This is a genomic window from Duganella sp. CY15W (assembly GCF_009857555.1).
Classification (GTDB): Bacteria; Pseudomonadota; Gammaproteobacteria; order Burkholderiales; family Burkholderiaceae_D; genus Rugamonas; species Rugamonas sacchari.
Genome location: NZ_WWCQ01000001.1, coordinates 60,096 through 75,760 on the forward strand (window position 1 = coordinate 60,096; position 15,665 = coordinate 75,760).

Below are 15,665 nucleotides of genomic sequence, written 5' to 3' on the forward strand. Positions count from 1 at the left end.
CGCGCCAAATACCTTTGTAAAAAACAATGTCAGAAGCCAGCAACAAGCCAAAAAGCCAGTCATCCAGCCCTAAACGTGCCGCTGCACCCCGAACCGAGGCGGGGTCTGACCCCGTACGGGGTCAGACCCTTGGGCCCGCAGTGCGGGGTGGCGGGCGCGGACCACGCACCTCGCCGGGCACCGAAAACCGCCGCGAGGCCAGGCCACGCCTGACGCCGGAGGAACTGGCGGCGCGCGAGGCCGAGCGCAATTTCCGCAACCCGCTGCCGCCGATCACCTTCCCGGAAGACCTGCCGGTATCGGGCCGACGTCACGAAATCGCCGAGGCGCTGCAAAACAACCAGGTCATCATCGTCTCCGGTGAAACCGGTTCCGGCAAGACCACGCAGCTGCCGAAGATCTGCCTGGAGCTGGGCCGCGGCCAGAAAGGCCTGATCGGCCACACCCAGCCGCGCCGTATCGCGGCGTCGTCGACCGCCAAGCGCATCGCCGTGGAACTGGGTTCGCCGCTGGGCGAACACGTGGGCTTCAAGGTCCGCTTTGCCGATACGTTGCAAAAGGGCGCCTCGGTCAAGCTCATGACCGACGGTATCCTGCTGACCGAAACGCAAAGTGATCCGCTGCTCAAAGGCTACGACACCATCATCATCGACGAAGCCCACGAGCGCAGCCTGAACATCGACTTCCTGCTCGGCTATCTGAAACAGCTGCTGCCGCGCCGCCCGGACCTGAAAATCATCATCACGTCCGCGACCATCGATGCCGACCGCTTCGCGCGCCACTTCGGCACGCCGGAAAAACCGGCACCGGTAATCGAAGTCTCCGGCCGCCTGTACAAAGTCGAAGTGCGCTATCGCCCGATCGATACCGATGTGCCGAATGCGGCGGTCGCCAACGCCGAAGGCAAGGGCGCGCGCAGCGCCGCCGCCCGCGAAAAGCGTGACCTGATGGATGCGGTGGTGGACGGCGTGGACGAAGTGGCCCGCATCGGCTCCGGCGACGTGCTGGTGTTCCTGCCCGGCGAACGCGAAATCCGCGACGCTGCCGAAGCCCTGCGCAAGCACCATCCGCCGCATGTGGAAATCCTGCCGCTGTTCGCCCGCCTGTCGGCCGAGGAGCAGGAGCGCGTCTTCAAACCGACCAACGCACGCCGTATCGTGCTGTCCACCAACGTCGCCGAGACCTCGCTGACCGTGCCCGGCATCCGCTACGTGGTGGACGCCGGCCTGGCGCGTGTGAAGCGCTACAGCTACCGCAACAAGGTCGAACAGCTGCAGATCGAACCGATCGCCCAGTCGGCCGCCAATCAGCGCGCCGGCCGTTGCGGCCGTGTGGCCGATGGCGTGTGTATCCGCCTGTACGACGAGCAGGAATTCCTGCAGCGCCCCAAATTCACCGAGCCTGAAATCCTGCGCTCCTCGCTGGCCTCCGTCATCCTGCGCATGAAAACGCTGCACCTGGCGGACGTCGAGAGCTTCCCGTTCATCGAACCGCCGCTGGCGCGTGCGATTGCGGACGGCTACCAGCTGCTGCAGGAACTGGGCGCGGTGGATGAGTACAACCAGATCACACCACTGGGTAAAAAGCTGGCCAAGCTGCCGCTGGACCCGCGCGTCGGCCGCATGATCCTGGCCGCGCTGGATAACGTCTGTCTCAACGAAGTGCTGATTATCGCTTCGGCCCTGTCGGTGCAAGACCCGCGTGACCGGCCGATGGAGCACCAGCAGGCGGCCGATGAAGCGCACAAGAAGTTCGCTGACGAGAAGTCCGAGTTCCTCAGCTATATCAAGATCTGGAAGTGGTTTGAAAACGCGATTGAGCACAAGAAGACCAACCGCCAGCTGCAAGACAACTGCCGCACCAACTTCCTGTCGCAACTGCGCCTGCGCGAGTGGCGCGACGTGCACTCGCAGCTGCTGACCATCGTCAAAGAGCAGGGCTGGCGCCTGAACGAAATGCCGGCCACCTACGAGAACCTGCACCTGGCGCTGCTGACTGGCCTGCTGGGTAATATCGGCTTCAAGATGGAAGACGATCCCGGCTTCCTTGGCGCGCGCGGCATCAAGTTCAATATCTGGCCGGGTTCCTCGCTGTCCAAGAAACCGGGCAAGTGGATCATGGCGGCGGAGCTGGTGGACACCACGCGCCTGTACGCCCGCTGCATCGCGCAGATCCAGCCAGAGTGGCTGGAAAAGGTCGGCGGCCACCTGCTGAAAAAATCGTGGGGCGAGCCGCGCTGGGAAAAACGTTCGGCGCAAGTCACCGCCTCCGAGCGCGCGACCTTGTACGGCCTGGTGGTCTACAGCCAGCGCCGCATCAACTATGGCCTGTTCAATCCGGCCGAAGCGCGCGAAATCTTCATCCGCGATGCGCTGGTGGGCGGCGACTACGAGACGCGCGCACCGTTCTTTGCGCATAACCACAAGCTGGTCAAGGAAATCGAAAACCTTGAACACAAGTCGCGCCGCCAGGATGTGCTGGTGGATGATGAACTGATTGCCGCGTTCTACGACAAGCTGATTCCGGCGGAAGTGGTCAACGGCGCGGGCTTTGAGAAATGGCACAAGGACGCTACCGCCCAGGAGCCCAAGCTGCTGTACCTGAACCGTGATGAGCTGATGCGCCACGAGGCCGCAGGCGTTACCACGGACCTGTTCCCCAAGAAGATGAATGCAAGCGGCCTGGAACTGGCGCTGACCTATCACTTCGAACCGGGCAGCGTGCGCGATGGCGTGACGCTGGCAGTACCGCTGTATGCGCTCAACCAGTTGTCGCGCGAACGTTGCGAGTGGCTGGTGCCGGGCATGCTGAAGGAGAAGGTGCATCTGCTGCTGAAATCCCTGCCGCAAAAACTGCGCCGCCACTGCGTGCCGCTGCCGGAATATGCTGCCAGGTTCTGCGAACGCATCGAAGAGAAGCATGCCTTCGGCCGTGGTGAGCTGATTGATGCCATCATTGCCGACATTCGCGCGCAGATTACGGTAACGCCGCTGACCTCCGACTTCAAGCCGGAGACGCTGCCTGCGCACCACTTCATGAACTTCAAGGTGATCGACGAGCATGGCCGCCAGCTGGATATGGGCCGCAATCTCGCCACCTTGCAGGCGGAGTACGGCACGCAGGCACGCGAGAGCTTCCAGAAGATGGCAGAGGCTTCCGGCCCGCAGTCCACCGTCGCTGCGCGCGCCGTTGTGCCGTCAAAAAACACTGCCGCACCTGCACCAGCAGGTACCCATGCTGCACCTGCTGCAACCGGCACGTCGACCAACAACATCACGCTGACCAACCTGACTTCCTGGACCTTCGGCGAGCTGCCGGAGCTACTGGAAATCGCCCAGGGCAAGCTGACGCTGATCGGCTTCCCGGCACTGGTGGACAAAGGCACGCACTGCGACCTGGAAGTGTTCGACGATCCAACCGTGGCGGCCCGCACGCACCGTATTGGTCTGCGTCGCCTGTTCGCGTTGCAGATGAAGGACCAGATCAAGTTCATCGAAAAGAGCATCCCCAATTTGCAGCAGATGGGGATGCAGTTCATGAGCATGGGCACGCAGGAAGAACTGCGCGAACAGATCATCAACAAGGCGCTGGACATCGCGTGCCTGCAAGACCCGCTACCGATCGACGCCGCCACCTTCGCCAAGCGCAAGGATGAAGGCAAATCGCGCCTGGTACTGCTGGTGAACGAGATCGCACGTCTGCTGTCGCAGGTGCTGACCGAGTTCCACGGCTTGCCGAAACGCCTGCAAGGCTTGCCGCAGCAGGCGGCGCAGGACATGCAGCAGCAACTGCAAGGACTGGTGCACAAGCGCTTCCTGCTGGAGAACGAATACAGCCAGCTGGCGCACTTCCCACGCTACCTGAAAGCGATGAACGTGCGTATCGAGAAGCTGCGCGGCGATCCATCCCGCGATACGAAATTGATGGCCGAATGGCAGCAGGCATCAGCGCTGTATCTGCGTGCGAGCCGCGACAAATCGGCCGGCAAGAATACCGATCCGAAGATGGTGGAATTCCGCTGGATGCTGGAGGAATTGCGCGTTTCCCTGTTTGCGCAGGAACTGCGTACGCCGATGCCGGTATCGACCAAGCGCCTGCAAAAAGTGTGGGAGTCCATGCAGCGTTAAGCGGCCTGCCGTACGCAGCACGCGGCAGCTTTCGGGTAGACTATTTTGCAACATGAGGAGGTTGTGATGGTCAAATCCGGCAAGCTGCTGCGCAGTCTGATCCGTGCCGGTACACGGACGGCAAAGCTATTTGCCGATGCCACCGCAGCCAATACCAAAGCAGCCAATAAAGCCGCCAGGGCCGCAGCGAAGCCCACGCCCACGCCTAAGCCTAAGCGCACCACAACGCACCAGCCACGCGCGAAGCCGCATCCGGCGCCCCTGCGGATGCCTGGCGTGTTCCCTGCCATGCCATCCGCCACCGAACCGCCCGCCGTCGCTCCGGGCAAATGGCTTACTTCTTATCTCCCCAACGCGGCGGGGCAGCGTATGAGCTACTGGCTTTACCTGCCCAACAATCTGTCTGAACGCGCGGCCAGCAAAGGTTTGCCGCTGCTCGTGATGCTGCACGGCTGTCAACAGACCGCGACGCAATTCGCGCAAGGCACGCGCATGAACCTGTGGGCGGAAAAGCTGGGCTACGCAGTCCTCTATCCCCAGCAGCCAGTGAGCGCCCACCCACACCGCTGCTGGAAATGGTATGACCGCGCCACGCAGGAAGGCGGCGGCGATGTTGCCACCATCCTGGCGATGATCCATAAAGTGTCGACGCTGCATGCGATAGACCGTTCGCGTATTTACGCCGCCGGCATCTCGGCCGGCGCCGGCATGGCCAACATCCTTGCGCTGAACAACCCGCATCTTTTCGCTGCGGTTGGCTTGCACTCAGGTCCCGTTTTCGGCGCAGGCCATAACCCGCTGGGCGCGCTGAGCGTGATGAAGAATGGCGCGCTTGGCATGCGTGCAGATCTCGCAGCACACGAAATCCTGAAACGTCATCCGGAATTTCCGGGCATGCCTGCCATCCTGTTCCAGGGCGATAGCGACAACGTCGTCCGCTCAGTCAATCAGTTGCAACTGGTCAGGCAAAGCATGCTGCTCAACCATTTGTCCGGTCCTGCCAAGACCACGCGTAAACGCCACTACACGCTGCATGACTTCTTCGATGGCCGCAAATTGCTGCTGCGCGTCGCACAGGTCGACAAGCTGGAACATGCGTGGAGCGGTGGCGATCCTGCCTTCGCCTTCAATGACCGCGCCGGTCCGAATGCAAGCAAGATGATGCTGGAGTTTTTCGGCCGCCATCGCCGCGCTTGAGGACACCCGTCGTCAACGCCGTTCCCGCGACAATCAACGCCGCACCCAGCGCCATCTTTGCGCTGAATACCTCCCCCAGAAAGAGCACGCCCCACAACACGCCGAATGCCGGCACCAGGAACGGCACCGCCATGGTCCGTGCCGCCCCCACGCGTGCAATCAGGTGGAAGAACAGCACATAGGCCAGCGCCGTGCTGGCAACCGTCAACGCCAGCAATGCCATCCATGATGACGCGGAAGGCATCACGCTCGGCCGCCAGATCCATGCAGGCGCCGCCAGTACAATCGCAGAACTGAGCTGGCTGCCCGTGGCCACGACAAGCGGATCGATGTGCGCCAGGCGCTGCTTGCTGTAGTGCGCAGAAAACGCATACAGCATGGTCGCCGCCACGCAGGCCAGCACCGCCCATCCTGTGGCGCCATCCTTGAACCCAACCCCATCGCACACCAGCCACGCGACACCGGCAAACCCCAGCGCCAGGCTCGCGGCGCGCGGCGCGTCAATACGCTCCTTGATCCAGAACCAGCCGATGATGGCCGCATACAACGGCGTGGCCGCATTGAAGATCGCGGACAGGCTTGCATTGATGCTCAGCGCCGCGTAGCCGAACAGCAGGAAGGGCAGGGCGCAATTGGTCATGCCCACCAGTGCGATACGTTGCCAGTGGCGGCGAAGCTGGGCCAGGCTGCCATCGCGCCGCGCAGCCAGTATCGGCATCAGCAGCAAGGAAGCCCCAGCCGCCCGCGCACCGGCCATGGAGAGCGCACCGAATTCGCCCGCGCCTACACGCATGAACAGGTATGACGCACCCCATAGCGCGGCAAGCGTCAGCAGGCAGGCGAGGTCGGACTTTTTCATGGCGCGATTATTTTGCTGACGCGTCCCTGCGCATCCAGCATCACGATGGTGGGGATATTCTGCACACCGAAGGCGCGGAAGATTTCACCATCTTCGTCCAGGGCCAGTGGAATGCTGGTGTGATGCTGTTTGGCGTAGTCGGCCAGTTCGGCGCGCGAAGTCCACGACGGCGAGGAAATCGCCAGCCATTCCGTGCTGCGGTCCTTGGCCAGCTTTTCGCTTTCGATGCGTGTACGTTCGCAGGCGGCGGCAACGACAGGGCGGGTATCACGCAGATAGGACTCGCACCACGGCGAGAAGAACACCAGCGCGCGTGGCTTGCCGGCGTTGAACGATACCTTCTTGCCCATCATGGTGGTAACGCTGATGCCGCCCACGCGGTCCCCCACTTTGAACGCTGCGGCTGTAGTGCCTTGCGGCGCCAGCGGAATCGTACTGGCAGCAGGCCTGGTCGTGGCGACGCGCTCCAGTGCATCGCGCAGCTCCTTGTCGTCCAGGTGGCCGACATGCACGATACGGCCGCTGGCATCGATAATCACGTGCTGCGGCGTGACGCGCAGATTCAGCTTGCCGGCCAGGCTGCCGTCATCGATTACCACCGGCATCTGCAGCTTGTACCTGGCGATGAAAGCGCGCACGTCGGCTTCCGTTTCGCTATAGCCGGTGTTGACGGCCACCACGGCAATGCGCTTGCCGTACTTCTCATAGATCTGCTCAAACGCGGGCGCCTGCTCGTTGCATGGCTTGCACCACGTCGCCCAGAATTTCAGATATACCGGCTGCTTGCCGTATAGCGACGCCAGGTCGATGCGCTGGCCATCAATCGACGTTACGGTGGCGGCAGGTCCCGGCTGGCCGATCAGCGTTTTGCCCGCCCGCTGCGCGCGCTGCGCACCGCTACCACCATCGCCATCCGCCGCCACAGCCACGCCAGCCAGTCCGCACAGCAGCAAAAATACCGCACTCCATTTCATAAGACACCTTCAATGAGTTGAATATCAACCCATGCTACCCAGAGCTTGGTGTAATCGAAAGGTGCAAGAACTGTCTAAATGACTAGGCCATGAATCGATCAGAGCAGCAAGAAGGCGATAGCCGAGACGGCAGTGGTGGCGAGGGCGCCGGCCAGCAATCGCGAGTCTGCCACTGTCGCGACTTCGTTCAACCGTTGCTACTGTACGTGACACGGGTTGTCTACCTTGTATTTTTGGTTGCTCAGCCTCATTGACCATTGCTATAGTGATGTAGCTATTGTCACTACGTTTTATTTGATGCGATAAGAGGCAGATGTAGATAAAGAACCTTAAACACCTAAATGACTTTGACTTCAGCTCGGAAGGCCTTGGTAGGCTTCGGATTGGCGCATTGCCGAACGAATCTCGAAAGCAAGTGTAGGACCAGGTTCGTTCGTTTGATGTAAACGCGGCTGATTTGGCGCGCAATGTTTTGACCAGGTGGCGCATCTGATTACTGATGACCCGGCAGTAGATGAAGTCTGTGGCGGGCCACTTGTGGAGCCCGGAGCTGCAATTGTTTGACAGAGGCTGAACTGGGAAAATTTGCAGAGGAGTACGGACGCCGATTTTTCGGGCATTGGAAGCGAGAAGTCTCTACTGAAGGACAACCGATTGGTGTTGGCTTTCTTGTGTTTCAAATTAGGGCGACTAACCACGCTCAGCAGGAGCGGCTCGCTAAATTTCAAGCTGATGTTGACCGGCTGCATAGCAGTCCAACTATGAAAGCCATCCGAGAGGCACAGAAGCTTAAGGACTTGCTTTTCCCACCGCACGTAGTCGCGATGCAAAAGGCTCTAGAGATAACCAACTGCTGGGATGAAATACAGAAATTAATGCTCCATTCGATGATTTGATGAGGCGACTCGAGGGCATCAGTGGCTGGAAGGGGTAACGCTATGCGGCAAGCTGTTGGCGGAAAGGTGCGTGCAGATGAGTTACATGCACGCCTGCTCGAACTGCAAGAGTTATCGCTTCAGGAACTGAAAGCAGTATCTACGACAGTCGATATCCAGGAGCTAATCGATAAGGCTGTAACTAAATCGAGCGGCAAGCCGCTCCGAGAGGCACGGATGGCTGTGTGCTATGTAAGCAATGCACCAGCAATTGAGAAGTTAATGGAACTGGTTCGGAACGAGGCGCGTGTTGCTGTGATGAGCAGCATGTTTTCCAGCGATATTATCAACTCACGAGGCAGGGTTGTGGCGAAAGCCCCTCCGATTGCAAACGAAGAAGAGGACTTGGGGGATGATGGGTTGCGGTTTCGGCTTTTTCGCCATGCTAGAACCAAAATAGACCTGATAATTCAAGCCTTCGTTAATCCGATGCGCTCGACTATTCTGCGGGAACATAATCCCGACCTCCTTGACATACTGACGCACATCCAACATAGCCCTTGGGTACCGCCGGGGCATGTAGAAAGCATTATTCGCGTTCTGGTCGCAGGGTTCCAGGGCGACATGCTAATCGTTGCCCATATGGTGCCGCCACAAATAGAAGCCTTGGTTCGCCACGTGATTGAGCAGAGAGGCGGTGATATGCAATGTTCGACCCGGAAGGGCTGCAACCTGAAAAGTCTCTTGGGGTTTTGCTGAAAATGGAGGAGGCTAAACAGGCGTTTGGGGACGCAGGAATTCTCGAATTCGAGGATATATTTGTGGACCATTTGGGTACTAATCTGCGAAATGAGGTCGCTCACGGCCTGATGTCCGATGAACAAATGTTCGGCGGCGACGTGCTTTATGCCTGTTGGCTTTTGCTAAAACTGTGCGTCTTGAGTTCGAATTGGACGGCAGAACGATTCGTACGTACCATGGCCACTTAGCAGCCTCCGGCTGAGCCATCTAAAAACTGACGATAAATATCGAAAAATGAAAACTCGCCTTCTCCTAATTTTCATCTTCACTGTTCTATCGGTGCTTTCGCTATATGGAGTTTATTATGGGCAATATAACTCGGAGACTTCCGGTGTCCTTGCGAATTTGGGCACCGGATTCGTGGGAACTATCTCGACCGTCCTGATTGTCGATTGGCTCTACGAACGGCGTGAAAACGCTCGTGTCCTTCCCAAGCGGGTGGTGGCACACGAGGACGTACGTCTTCTGGTGGTTAGAACTGTAGGATTCTGGTTCGATGCATACATGGCATCTGTTCCAGGTGATTTGCCTGCAACCATCACCGAATTGGTCAACCGTGATTCGTTCAACAAAATATACGGCCATCTCGATTTAAATTCTGAGCCGAACGTGACACCGAGCCGGACCTGGTGGCAGTTCCTTCCGGAGCAGTTGGGGGAGTTCCAACGGCGTTGTGACATGATTCTTCATCGGCATAGTGAAATATTGGAGCCTGAGGCTTATCTCTTAGTGAACAAGTTTGTCCGGTCCTTACCCGACCCTAACTTTAGTACTACGATACGCAGGTCTGATGCCGAATTCGGATATCCTCGGCCTCATGTACTTGGGGGGCACATCGTGGTATTGAGTTCATATTTTTCGGCACTTTTAGAACTGGTAAGTTGGTGCAACCGCGAAGCTGAGGAGATAAAAAAAGCGGGGATACGTGAAGTGTTGACCATTAATGAAAGCTTGATTGGGAATCGACCTGCCGGAACTCCAAGATGCATGATTGACCCCGTACAATATGCAGTTCAACGCGAGCGGTTAGCTGCATACGAGCGTGCCAAAGAAACCCATGTGGGGCAATAGAAACGTAGCGACGGCGTACACGAAAACTTACCGGAGACCTACATGCTACATCCACACATTCTGCAAAAAAACATGGTGGAAATCACCAACACTACCCGTGAGTTGCTCACAGGTCTTTTCTCCGAAGAAGCGGAAGATGAAGAAGATGTTGAAACGCGGTTCAGGCAAGGGAGGGGCATGCTTATGCTCTGGTCCGAACTATGCTTTGACATGGGCGCTACACAATTAATCAATATCGATGCGCAAACCGAATTGGAAGCCTTACTCAAGCAGTTTACTGACGCTGACCGAGCTCGATTTAATATGCCTCCGCTGGAGACTTGACATCGATATGGTAGACGGAGGCCGTACTTCGCGAAGTGACGGCCTGCTGAACGCTTGGAATTCAGCGTTGCGTAACCTGCTCTTTGATAGGCTACTGCTCAAGCCAGGCATTCTTTCGCACCAGGAAGTGCTCCTGAGACTCCGTTATCTCAGCCAGGGTCGCCAGTGTTTTGGGGTACAGCGTTTTCCGTAGCAGCTGCATCGTCTTGACGCCCGACGTCTGAATAATTTTGTTCTTCGAGGCACGTACTGGTGGCTCCATATAATGGACTTTATCGGCAGCTTCACAGACCAGCTCCATAAACTCCTCGTCTCTAGCTAAATTACTAGGCCATGAATCGACTAGAGCAGCAAGAAGGCGATAGCCGAGACGGCAGTGGGGGCGAGGGCGCCGGCGAGCAGGCCCAAGGCGCTGATCGATTGGTCCTGGAAGCCACGGCGCAGCAGCGAAACGCCGGCCGGATTGGGCGCATTGGCGATGACGGTCAGGCCACCGCCGGTCACGGCGCCTGCCACCAGCATGTATTGCGCGTCTGCGGAAATGCCGTTGATGAGGGAGCCCAGGTAGGTCAGGGCGGCGTTATCGGTAATCGCAGTCAGGCTCATGGAGCCGAAGAACAGGGCCAGCGGCGATAGGCTTTCCACAATCGGCTGCAACCACCATTGCTGCATTCCGCCCAGCATCACCAGTCCGGCCAGGAAGAAACCCACCAGCAGCCCTTCTTTGATAATCAGCGGGCTTTGGTAGCGCTGGTAGGCGGTCGTGAAGCCCAGGAACAGCATGAAGATGCCGAGGAACAGCACCGGATGGTGGCCCAGTATCACCACCGCAGCCAGGAAGGCCAGATGGATGGCGGTGACGGCCAGCGGCACGGCTGGGGCATTGCTGGTGGCAGTCGTGTTATCGGTAGCGGCGTGCAGGTGCTTGCGCAGCACGAAGCAGATGGCAGTGGCGTTGACCAGCACCGCCAGCGTGGCCTTCCAGCCAAACTGCGAGGCCATGTAGGCGCTGTCCCAATTCCAGTTGGCAGCCACCATCAGCACCGGCGGCGCGGCGTAGGCGGTCAGCAGGCCGCCGATGGAAATGTTCACGAACAGTACGCCCAAGGCTGCATATTTGAGGCGTTCCGGCATGCCGTCGCGGAAGATCAGCGGCGCCAGCATCAGCGCGGCCAGTGTCATGGCGGCCGGTTCGGTAATCAGCGAGCCGGTCAGCGGTACCAGCGCCAGACCAAACCAGACCAGCGCCAGTTCGGTTTTTACCGGCATGCTGCGCGCCAGGGCCAGCAGCACGCGCTGCACGATGTCCAGCACAGGCCGCGACGCGGCCACCACCATCACCACAAATACGAACAGCGGTTCGGTGTACTGGAGCGATTCGGCATACGCAATCGCAGCCTCGCCCCCATTCAGGAAGGCCATCGCCAGCATCAGGATGAAGGCCCAGAAACCAAACACCACTTCCACTTCACCCAGCAGGTGGAACAGTCCAGCGTGGCGGGGATGGCGATGCGACAGCACCTCGAAGGATTTGGCGGCGAAAGTATGCAGCAGCGCCAAGCCAAACAGGATGGCGCCGATCAGTTGTATCGTTTGCAAAGTGTGTCCTTTGGTAATTCTTCCAGGCACATGGTACAGCAAGGCAGATAAACCTTGCCAAACAAGCGTGCGAGGAGTACTGTGTATTTATACAGTATTTGCGGTACAATGCCATGACACTCCCTGAAACCGTGCACCCGTCGTTATGGCGGGCGGACCAGCTCGCACAAAGCGCCACGCGCTGCCTGGACACCGGCTTTGCCGCGCTGTCCGCGCAGTTGCCGGGCGGCGGTTGGCCGCTGGGGACGCTGGTGGATTTGCTGGTGCAGCAACACGGCATCGGCGAGTTGCGGCTGTTGCAGCCGGCGCTAGCCGCACTGGGCAAGCGTCCCATCGTGTTGCTGCAGCCGCCGCATGCACCACAGGCGCTGGCGCTGGCCGCGTTGGGCATGGAACCGTCGCAGCTGCTGTGGGTACGCAGTGGCGCCAAGGCCAGCGATGCGCTGTGGGCCGCCGAGCAAATCCTGCGCAGTGGCTGTTGTGGTGCACTGCTGATGTGGCAAAAGCATGCGCGTGGCGAAACCTTGCGGCGCCTGCATCTGGCGGCGCAAAGTAGCGAGACGCTGTTTTGCATGCTGCGGCCGCTGACGGCAGCGCAGGAAGCCTCACCGGCGCCATTGCGGTTATCGCTGAAGCCGGCGGCGGGCGGCATGGACATTGGCTTTGTCAAACGACGAGGACCGTTGCGCGACGCCCCCTTGTTCTTACCACTAACTCCTGCTTTGCTCCAACGTCATGCGTCTCTGGATCGCCCTACATCTGCCGAGGCTCCCGCTCGAAGTATTCTGCCCGCGCTGGTCGGCGGATAACTGCACGATTGTACTGGAGCAGGAACGGGTGGCCGCCATGTCGCCTGCGGCGCAGGATGCGGGCGTGAGCTTGCACATGCGGCGCGGTGGTGCGATGCTGCTGGCGCCGCAAGCGCAGTTTCAGGAGCGTTCGCTGCCGCTGGAGGCCGAGGCATTGCAGGCGGTCGCTTTGGCGCTGCTGCAGTTCACGCCACAACTGGCAGAAGCGGAAGAGTCCACGCTGCTGCTGGATGTCGGGGCCAGCCTGCGTTTGTTTGGCGGCATACACGTGCTGTGCCGTAAGGTGGCAAGCAGCGTGCGTGCGCTCGGCTTCACCGGCAACCTCAGCTGCGCACCGACGGCGCGCGGCGCCTGGCTGCTGGCGCGCTGCCATGCCGGCCGCGCGCTGAAAATGTCCTCGCTCGAACGCCGGCTGGAAGGCTTGCCGGTCAGCGTGCTGCCGCCCGCGCGCCAGTACCTGAGCTGGATGGAAGGCATTGGTTGCCTGACGCTGGGGGATCTGTACCGTTTGCCGCGTCCCGGCTTGCAGCGCCGTTGCGGCCGTGCCTTGCTGGACATGCTCGATGACGCGCATGGCGGGCGTCCCGAGCTGCATGAGTGGCTGGAGGCACCGGCGAGCTTCCACGCCAAAATAGAATTGTTTGACCGCGTGGAGAATGCGGAAGCGCTGCTGTTCGGCGCGCACCGTTTGCTGCTGCAACTGACGGGGTGGCTGAGTGTGCATCAATTGGCGGTCGAACGCATTCGCCTGCTGCTCGAGCACGAGCGCGGCCGCACCGCAGGACCGCCCACCGTGATTGAAGTCGTGCTGGCCGAACCGACGTGGAAGGACACCCATCTGGTGCGCCTGCTCAAGGAGCGCCTGGCCAAGCAGGAACTGGATGCGCCCGTCATCGGTCTGTGCCTGGAAGCGCCGCAGGTGCAGCCGATGGCGCCGCTCAGCGATTCGCTGTTCCCCGAGCCGGGCGGCAGCAAGGAAGACTGGCAGCGCCTGCTGGAATTGCTGTCAGCCCGGCTGGGGCCGGAGAACGTGCTGCAAGCAGCGCCGAAAGCAGACTACCGCCCCGAACATGCCAACGCGTGGGTCAGCATTCAGGAAAAAATCCGTCCCGCCGAAGCCCGCGCGCAACTGCCGATGGACGTCACCAGCCTGCCGCGTCCCACCTGGCTGCTGGCCAAGCCGGTGCCGCTGCTGATACGCGACCACCGTCCCTACTATGGTTCGCCACTACGTATCCGTTCCACAGGCGAACGCATCGAAGCTGGCTGGTGGAGCGATATGCAAACGCGCGACTACTTTATGGCCCAGGGCGAGGACCACGCGCATTACTGGCTTTACAAGGAGCGCGTGATCAAAGGGGCGGAACTGGAAACGCGCTGGTATTTGCACGGATTCTTTGGTTGAGAATGTCGAGAGAATTGATAAACTTGAGAATCTTTGCTATGGTATTGCTAATGAATTCTCACTCCGGAAGCGGTCATGATTGATTTTACAGAATGCGACGCAGGTCAAGAGACGCTCGAGCAGGAAGTGGAGCAATTCCGTCGTGCGCTGATGGAGGAGCTTCATTGTGTACGCAGGATAACCGCAACCCACCCGTCCATAGCCCCACCACAAGTTGCCTGAGGATCGAGAGATGACACCAACTTCTAAATCAGCCTTGACCGAGAGTGATCTGTCTGCTGTCGAGCAGTTTTCCCGGCTGCTTGCTGGACGGCTGGATGCGCTTGCGAAAAAGCCTGAAGATGCTCGTCTGATTAAGCTGGTACGACAGGCAATACTGGAAGTGAAAGATGTGCTGACGACTGGCGCTATCAGCGAAGCTGATCGTCCAAGCCATCTACCGGTGTCGAAACTCAAGGCCTCGGAGGTTCTCGAGCAGGGACGGGTGCAGCTTTCCCAGGCATCGTTGTATCGTGCTGTGGAGCAGAAGCGGTTTTACTGCATCACCCCAACTGGACGAAGTATCGGCAAGGAGTTCCCGGCATGGCAATTTATCCAGCCGGTGCCCGAGCTGATCGCCCCGGTATTGACCGAGCTAGAGGATACGCCGAGCAGAGAAATACATGCTTTCTGGGTGAGCGAATTTGACGAATTGAATGAGCTGTCTCCCGCAGAGGTACTGGCGGGGCTACCATTCGAGACGCGGATTGAAATGCATAACAGCCAACGAGCGATGCTGAAACTACCCGCGAATGAGCGCATGCGTAAGGTGGTTGAGCAGGCGAAGTGGCAACTCAGGAGCATGTCAGAACCCGTGAGCTAACGACATGTTGCAACAAGATATCATGACCGGTTTGGAACGCCAGCCGTCATGCTGGATCGAAAGGGCGATGGGCCTTTCTGGATCTATGGCGCGGAAGACATTTTCACTGCCATCGTGGAGGGGCGCTTTCGCAACAAGATCGCCACTGCACCTGGCTACTTCATGTTCAGTGCTGCTGCGAAAAACGCCGTCATCGCCGAGCTTGATTTCAGCGAACCATTGCGCCTTTTTGATTTGTCTGGAGAAGCTGTCAGTGTGCTGGGCATCTACGATGAACTGCGCGGTCCCGACTATGAGTGGTGCCAATGGCTGGGCTGGGAGATCGGCAAAATCATCAGGGAGCACCAGGGCGCGGTACATGGCTTTGTGTATCCATCTCGTCGCAACCCGGGCAAGGTCGCATATGCGATTTCTTCCTGTGTAAAAGATGTCCTGGAAACCAGGCTAACTGTCCGTGCCCAGCGCCTGGTGGATACCGACGAGTACGCGAGGCTCGTCGCCAGTCCATGTTGCACCGACAGCGATTCGCTGTAAGCCCATGAAACTGGCGCGGTTCAACCGCGCCAGTTTCATTCTTCCATCGGCGTAAAGCGCTGCACCTGTTTGCCATCCACCTCGATCATTTCAAAGAACACCTCGCGCGGGCGGCACCAGATGGAACCATTGGCGGCACGATATACAATCATGGTGCTGAGGTCGGATTCCAGCGTGGCCTCGCAGACCAGCTCGTAGATACCGCCTTTGTAGTGTTGGAAACGCATA

The 15,665-nt window shown here is 59.2% G+C and carries 15 protein-coding genes; 11 read left to right on the forward strand and 4 right to left on the reverse strand.

The genetic code is table 11. The features are described from left to right. Positions 1–26 precede the first annotated feature (26 nt). Together hrpA and GTP58_RS00290 are read left to right on the forward strand one after the other, a co-directional pair. Complete coding sequence (gene hrpA, locus GTP58_RS00285; protein ID WP_161075814.1) at positions 27–4,127, forward strand: ATP-dependent RNA helicase HrpA; 4,101 nt, start codon at positions 27–29, stop codon at positions 4,125–4,127. A gap of 66 nt (positions 4,128–4,193) precedes the next feature. Then, positions 4,194–5,324, forward strand: a complete 1,131-nt coding sequence (locus GTP58_RS00290; protein ID WP_202413442.1) for a PHB depolymerase family esterase — start codon at positions 4,194–4,196, stop codon at positions 5,322–5,324. Here GTP58_RS00290 and GTP58_RS00295 read toward each other — a convergent pair. Continuing rightward, positions 5,254–6,183: a DMT family transporter gene (locus GTP58_RS00295; protein ID WP_161075815.1), complete on the reverse strand. Its 930-nt coding sequence runs from the start codon at positions 6,181–6,183 to the stop codon at positions 5,254–5,256. The genes GTP58_RS00290 and GTP58_RS00295 overlap by 71 nt on opposite strands. Further along, positions 6,180–7,157 carry a TlpA disulfide reductase family protein gene (locus tag GTP58_RS00300; RefSeq protein WP_161075816.1) on the reverse strand — a complete coding sequence of 326 codons (978 nt, stop codon included), beginning with the start codon at positions 7,155–7,157 and terminating at the stop codon, positions 6,180–6,182. Before GTP58_RS00300 ends, GTP58_RS00295 begins: the two co-directional genes overlap by 4 nt. Positions 7,158–7,717: 560 nt before the next feature. Here GTP58_RS00300 and GTP58_RS00305 point away from each other — a divergent pair. From GTP58_RS00305 to GTP58_RS00325, 5 genes are read left to right on the forward strand one after another with little or no spacing between them, the layout of a single operon-like run. Further along, positions 7,718–8,053 (forward strand): hypothetical protein, encoded by a 336-nt coding sequence (locus GTP58_RS00305; protein ID WP_161075817.1) that lies wholly within the window; start codon positions 7,718–7,720, stop codon positions 8,051–8,053. Positions 8,054–8,095: 42 nt separating this feature from the next. Then, positions 8,096–8,791 carry a hypothetical protein gene (locus GTP58_RS00310; protein WP_161075818.1) on the forward strand — a complete coding sequence of 232 codons (696 nt, stop codon included), beginning with the start codon at positions 8,096–8,098 and terminating at the stop codon, positions 8,789–8,791. A 2-nt stretch (positions 8,792–8,793) separates the two neighbouring features. Beyond that, positions 8,794–9,021, forward strand: coding sequence for a DUF4209 domain-containing protein (locus GTP58_RS31850; RefSeq protein WP_373924719.1), 228 nt, complete (start codon positions 8,794–8,796; stop codon positions 9,019–9,021). A gap of 46 nt (positions 9,022–9,067) precedes the next feature. Beyond that, positions 9,068–9,904, forward strand: a complete 837-nt coding sequence (locus tag GTP58_RS00320) for a hypothetical protein (protein ID WP_161075820.1) — start codon at positions 9,068–9,070, stop codon at positions 9,902–9,904. A gap of 42 nt (positions 9,905–9,946) precedes the next feature. Next, the gene (locus GTP58_RS00325; protein ID WP_161075821.1) at positions 9,947–10,228 is read left to right on the forward strand and encodes a hypothetical protein; all 282 of its coding nucleotides are present in this window, start codon (positions 9,947–9,949) and stop codon (positions 10,226–10,228) included. A gap of 342 nt (positions 10,229–10,570) precedes the next feature. Here GTP58_RS00325 and GTP58_RS00330 read toward each other — a convergent pair whose 3' ends face one another. Continuing rightward, positions 10,571–11,827: a putative Na+/H+ antiporter gene (locus GTP58_RS00330; RefSeq protein ID WP_161075822.1), complete on the reverse strand. Its 1,257-nt coding sequence runs from the start codon at positions 11,825–11,827 to the stop codon at positions 10,571–10,573. A 113-nt stretch (positions 11,828–11,940) separates the two neighbouring features. Here GTP58_RS00330 and imuA point away from each other — a divergent pair, with 113 nt between their 5' ends. The 4 genes from imuA (at position 11,941) to GTP58_RS00350 (ending at position 15,437) form a co-directional block, all read left to right on the forward strand. Further along, a complete protein-coding gene (gene imuA, locus GTP58_RS00335; RefSeq protein WP_072781279.1) occupies positions 11,941–12,636 on the forward strand; it encodes a translesion DNA synthesis-associated protein ImuA in 696 nt (231 codons plus the stop codon). Further along, a complete protein-coding gene (locus GTP58_RS00340) occupies positions 12,563–14,041 on the forward strand; it encodes a DNA polymerase Y family protein (protein WP_161075823.1) in 1,479 nt (492 codons plus the stop codon). Before imuA ends, GTP58_RS00340 begins: the two co-directional genes overlap by 74 nt. A 232-nt stretch (positions 14,042–14,273) precedes the next feature. Then, a complete protein-coding gene (locus GTP58_RS00345) occupies positions 14,274–14,903 on the forward strand; it encodes a hypothetical protein (protein WP_072781275.1) in 630 nt (209 codons plus the stop codon). Between the two features lie 48 nt (positions 14,904–14,951). After that, positions 14,952–15,437: an RES family NAD+ phosphorylase gene (locus GTP58_RS00350; RefSeq protein ID WP_161075824.1), complete on the forward strand. Its 486-nt coding sequence runs from the start codon at positions 14,952–14,954 to the stop codon at positions 15,435–15,437. 35 nt (positions 15,438–15,472) lie between these two features. Here GTP58_RS00350 and GTP58_RS00355 read toward each other — a convergent pair whose 3' ends face one another. Next, on the reverse strand, positions 15,473–15,664 hold the full coding sequence (locus tag GTP58_RS00355) for a DUF1653 domain-containing protein (protein ID WP_072781270.1): 192 nt from the start codon (positions 15,662–15,664) through the stop codon (positions 15,473–15,475). Position 15,665 lies beyond the last annotated feature (1 nt).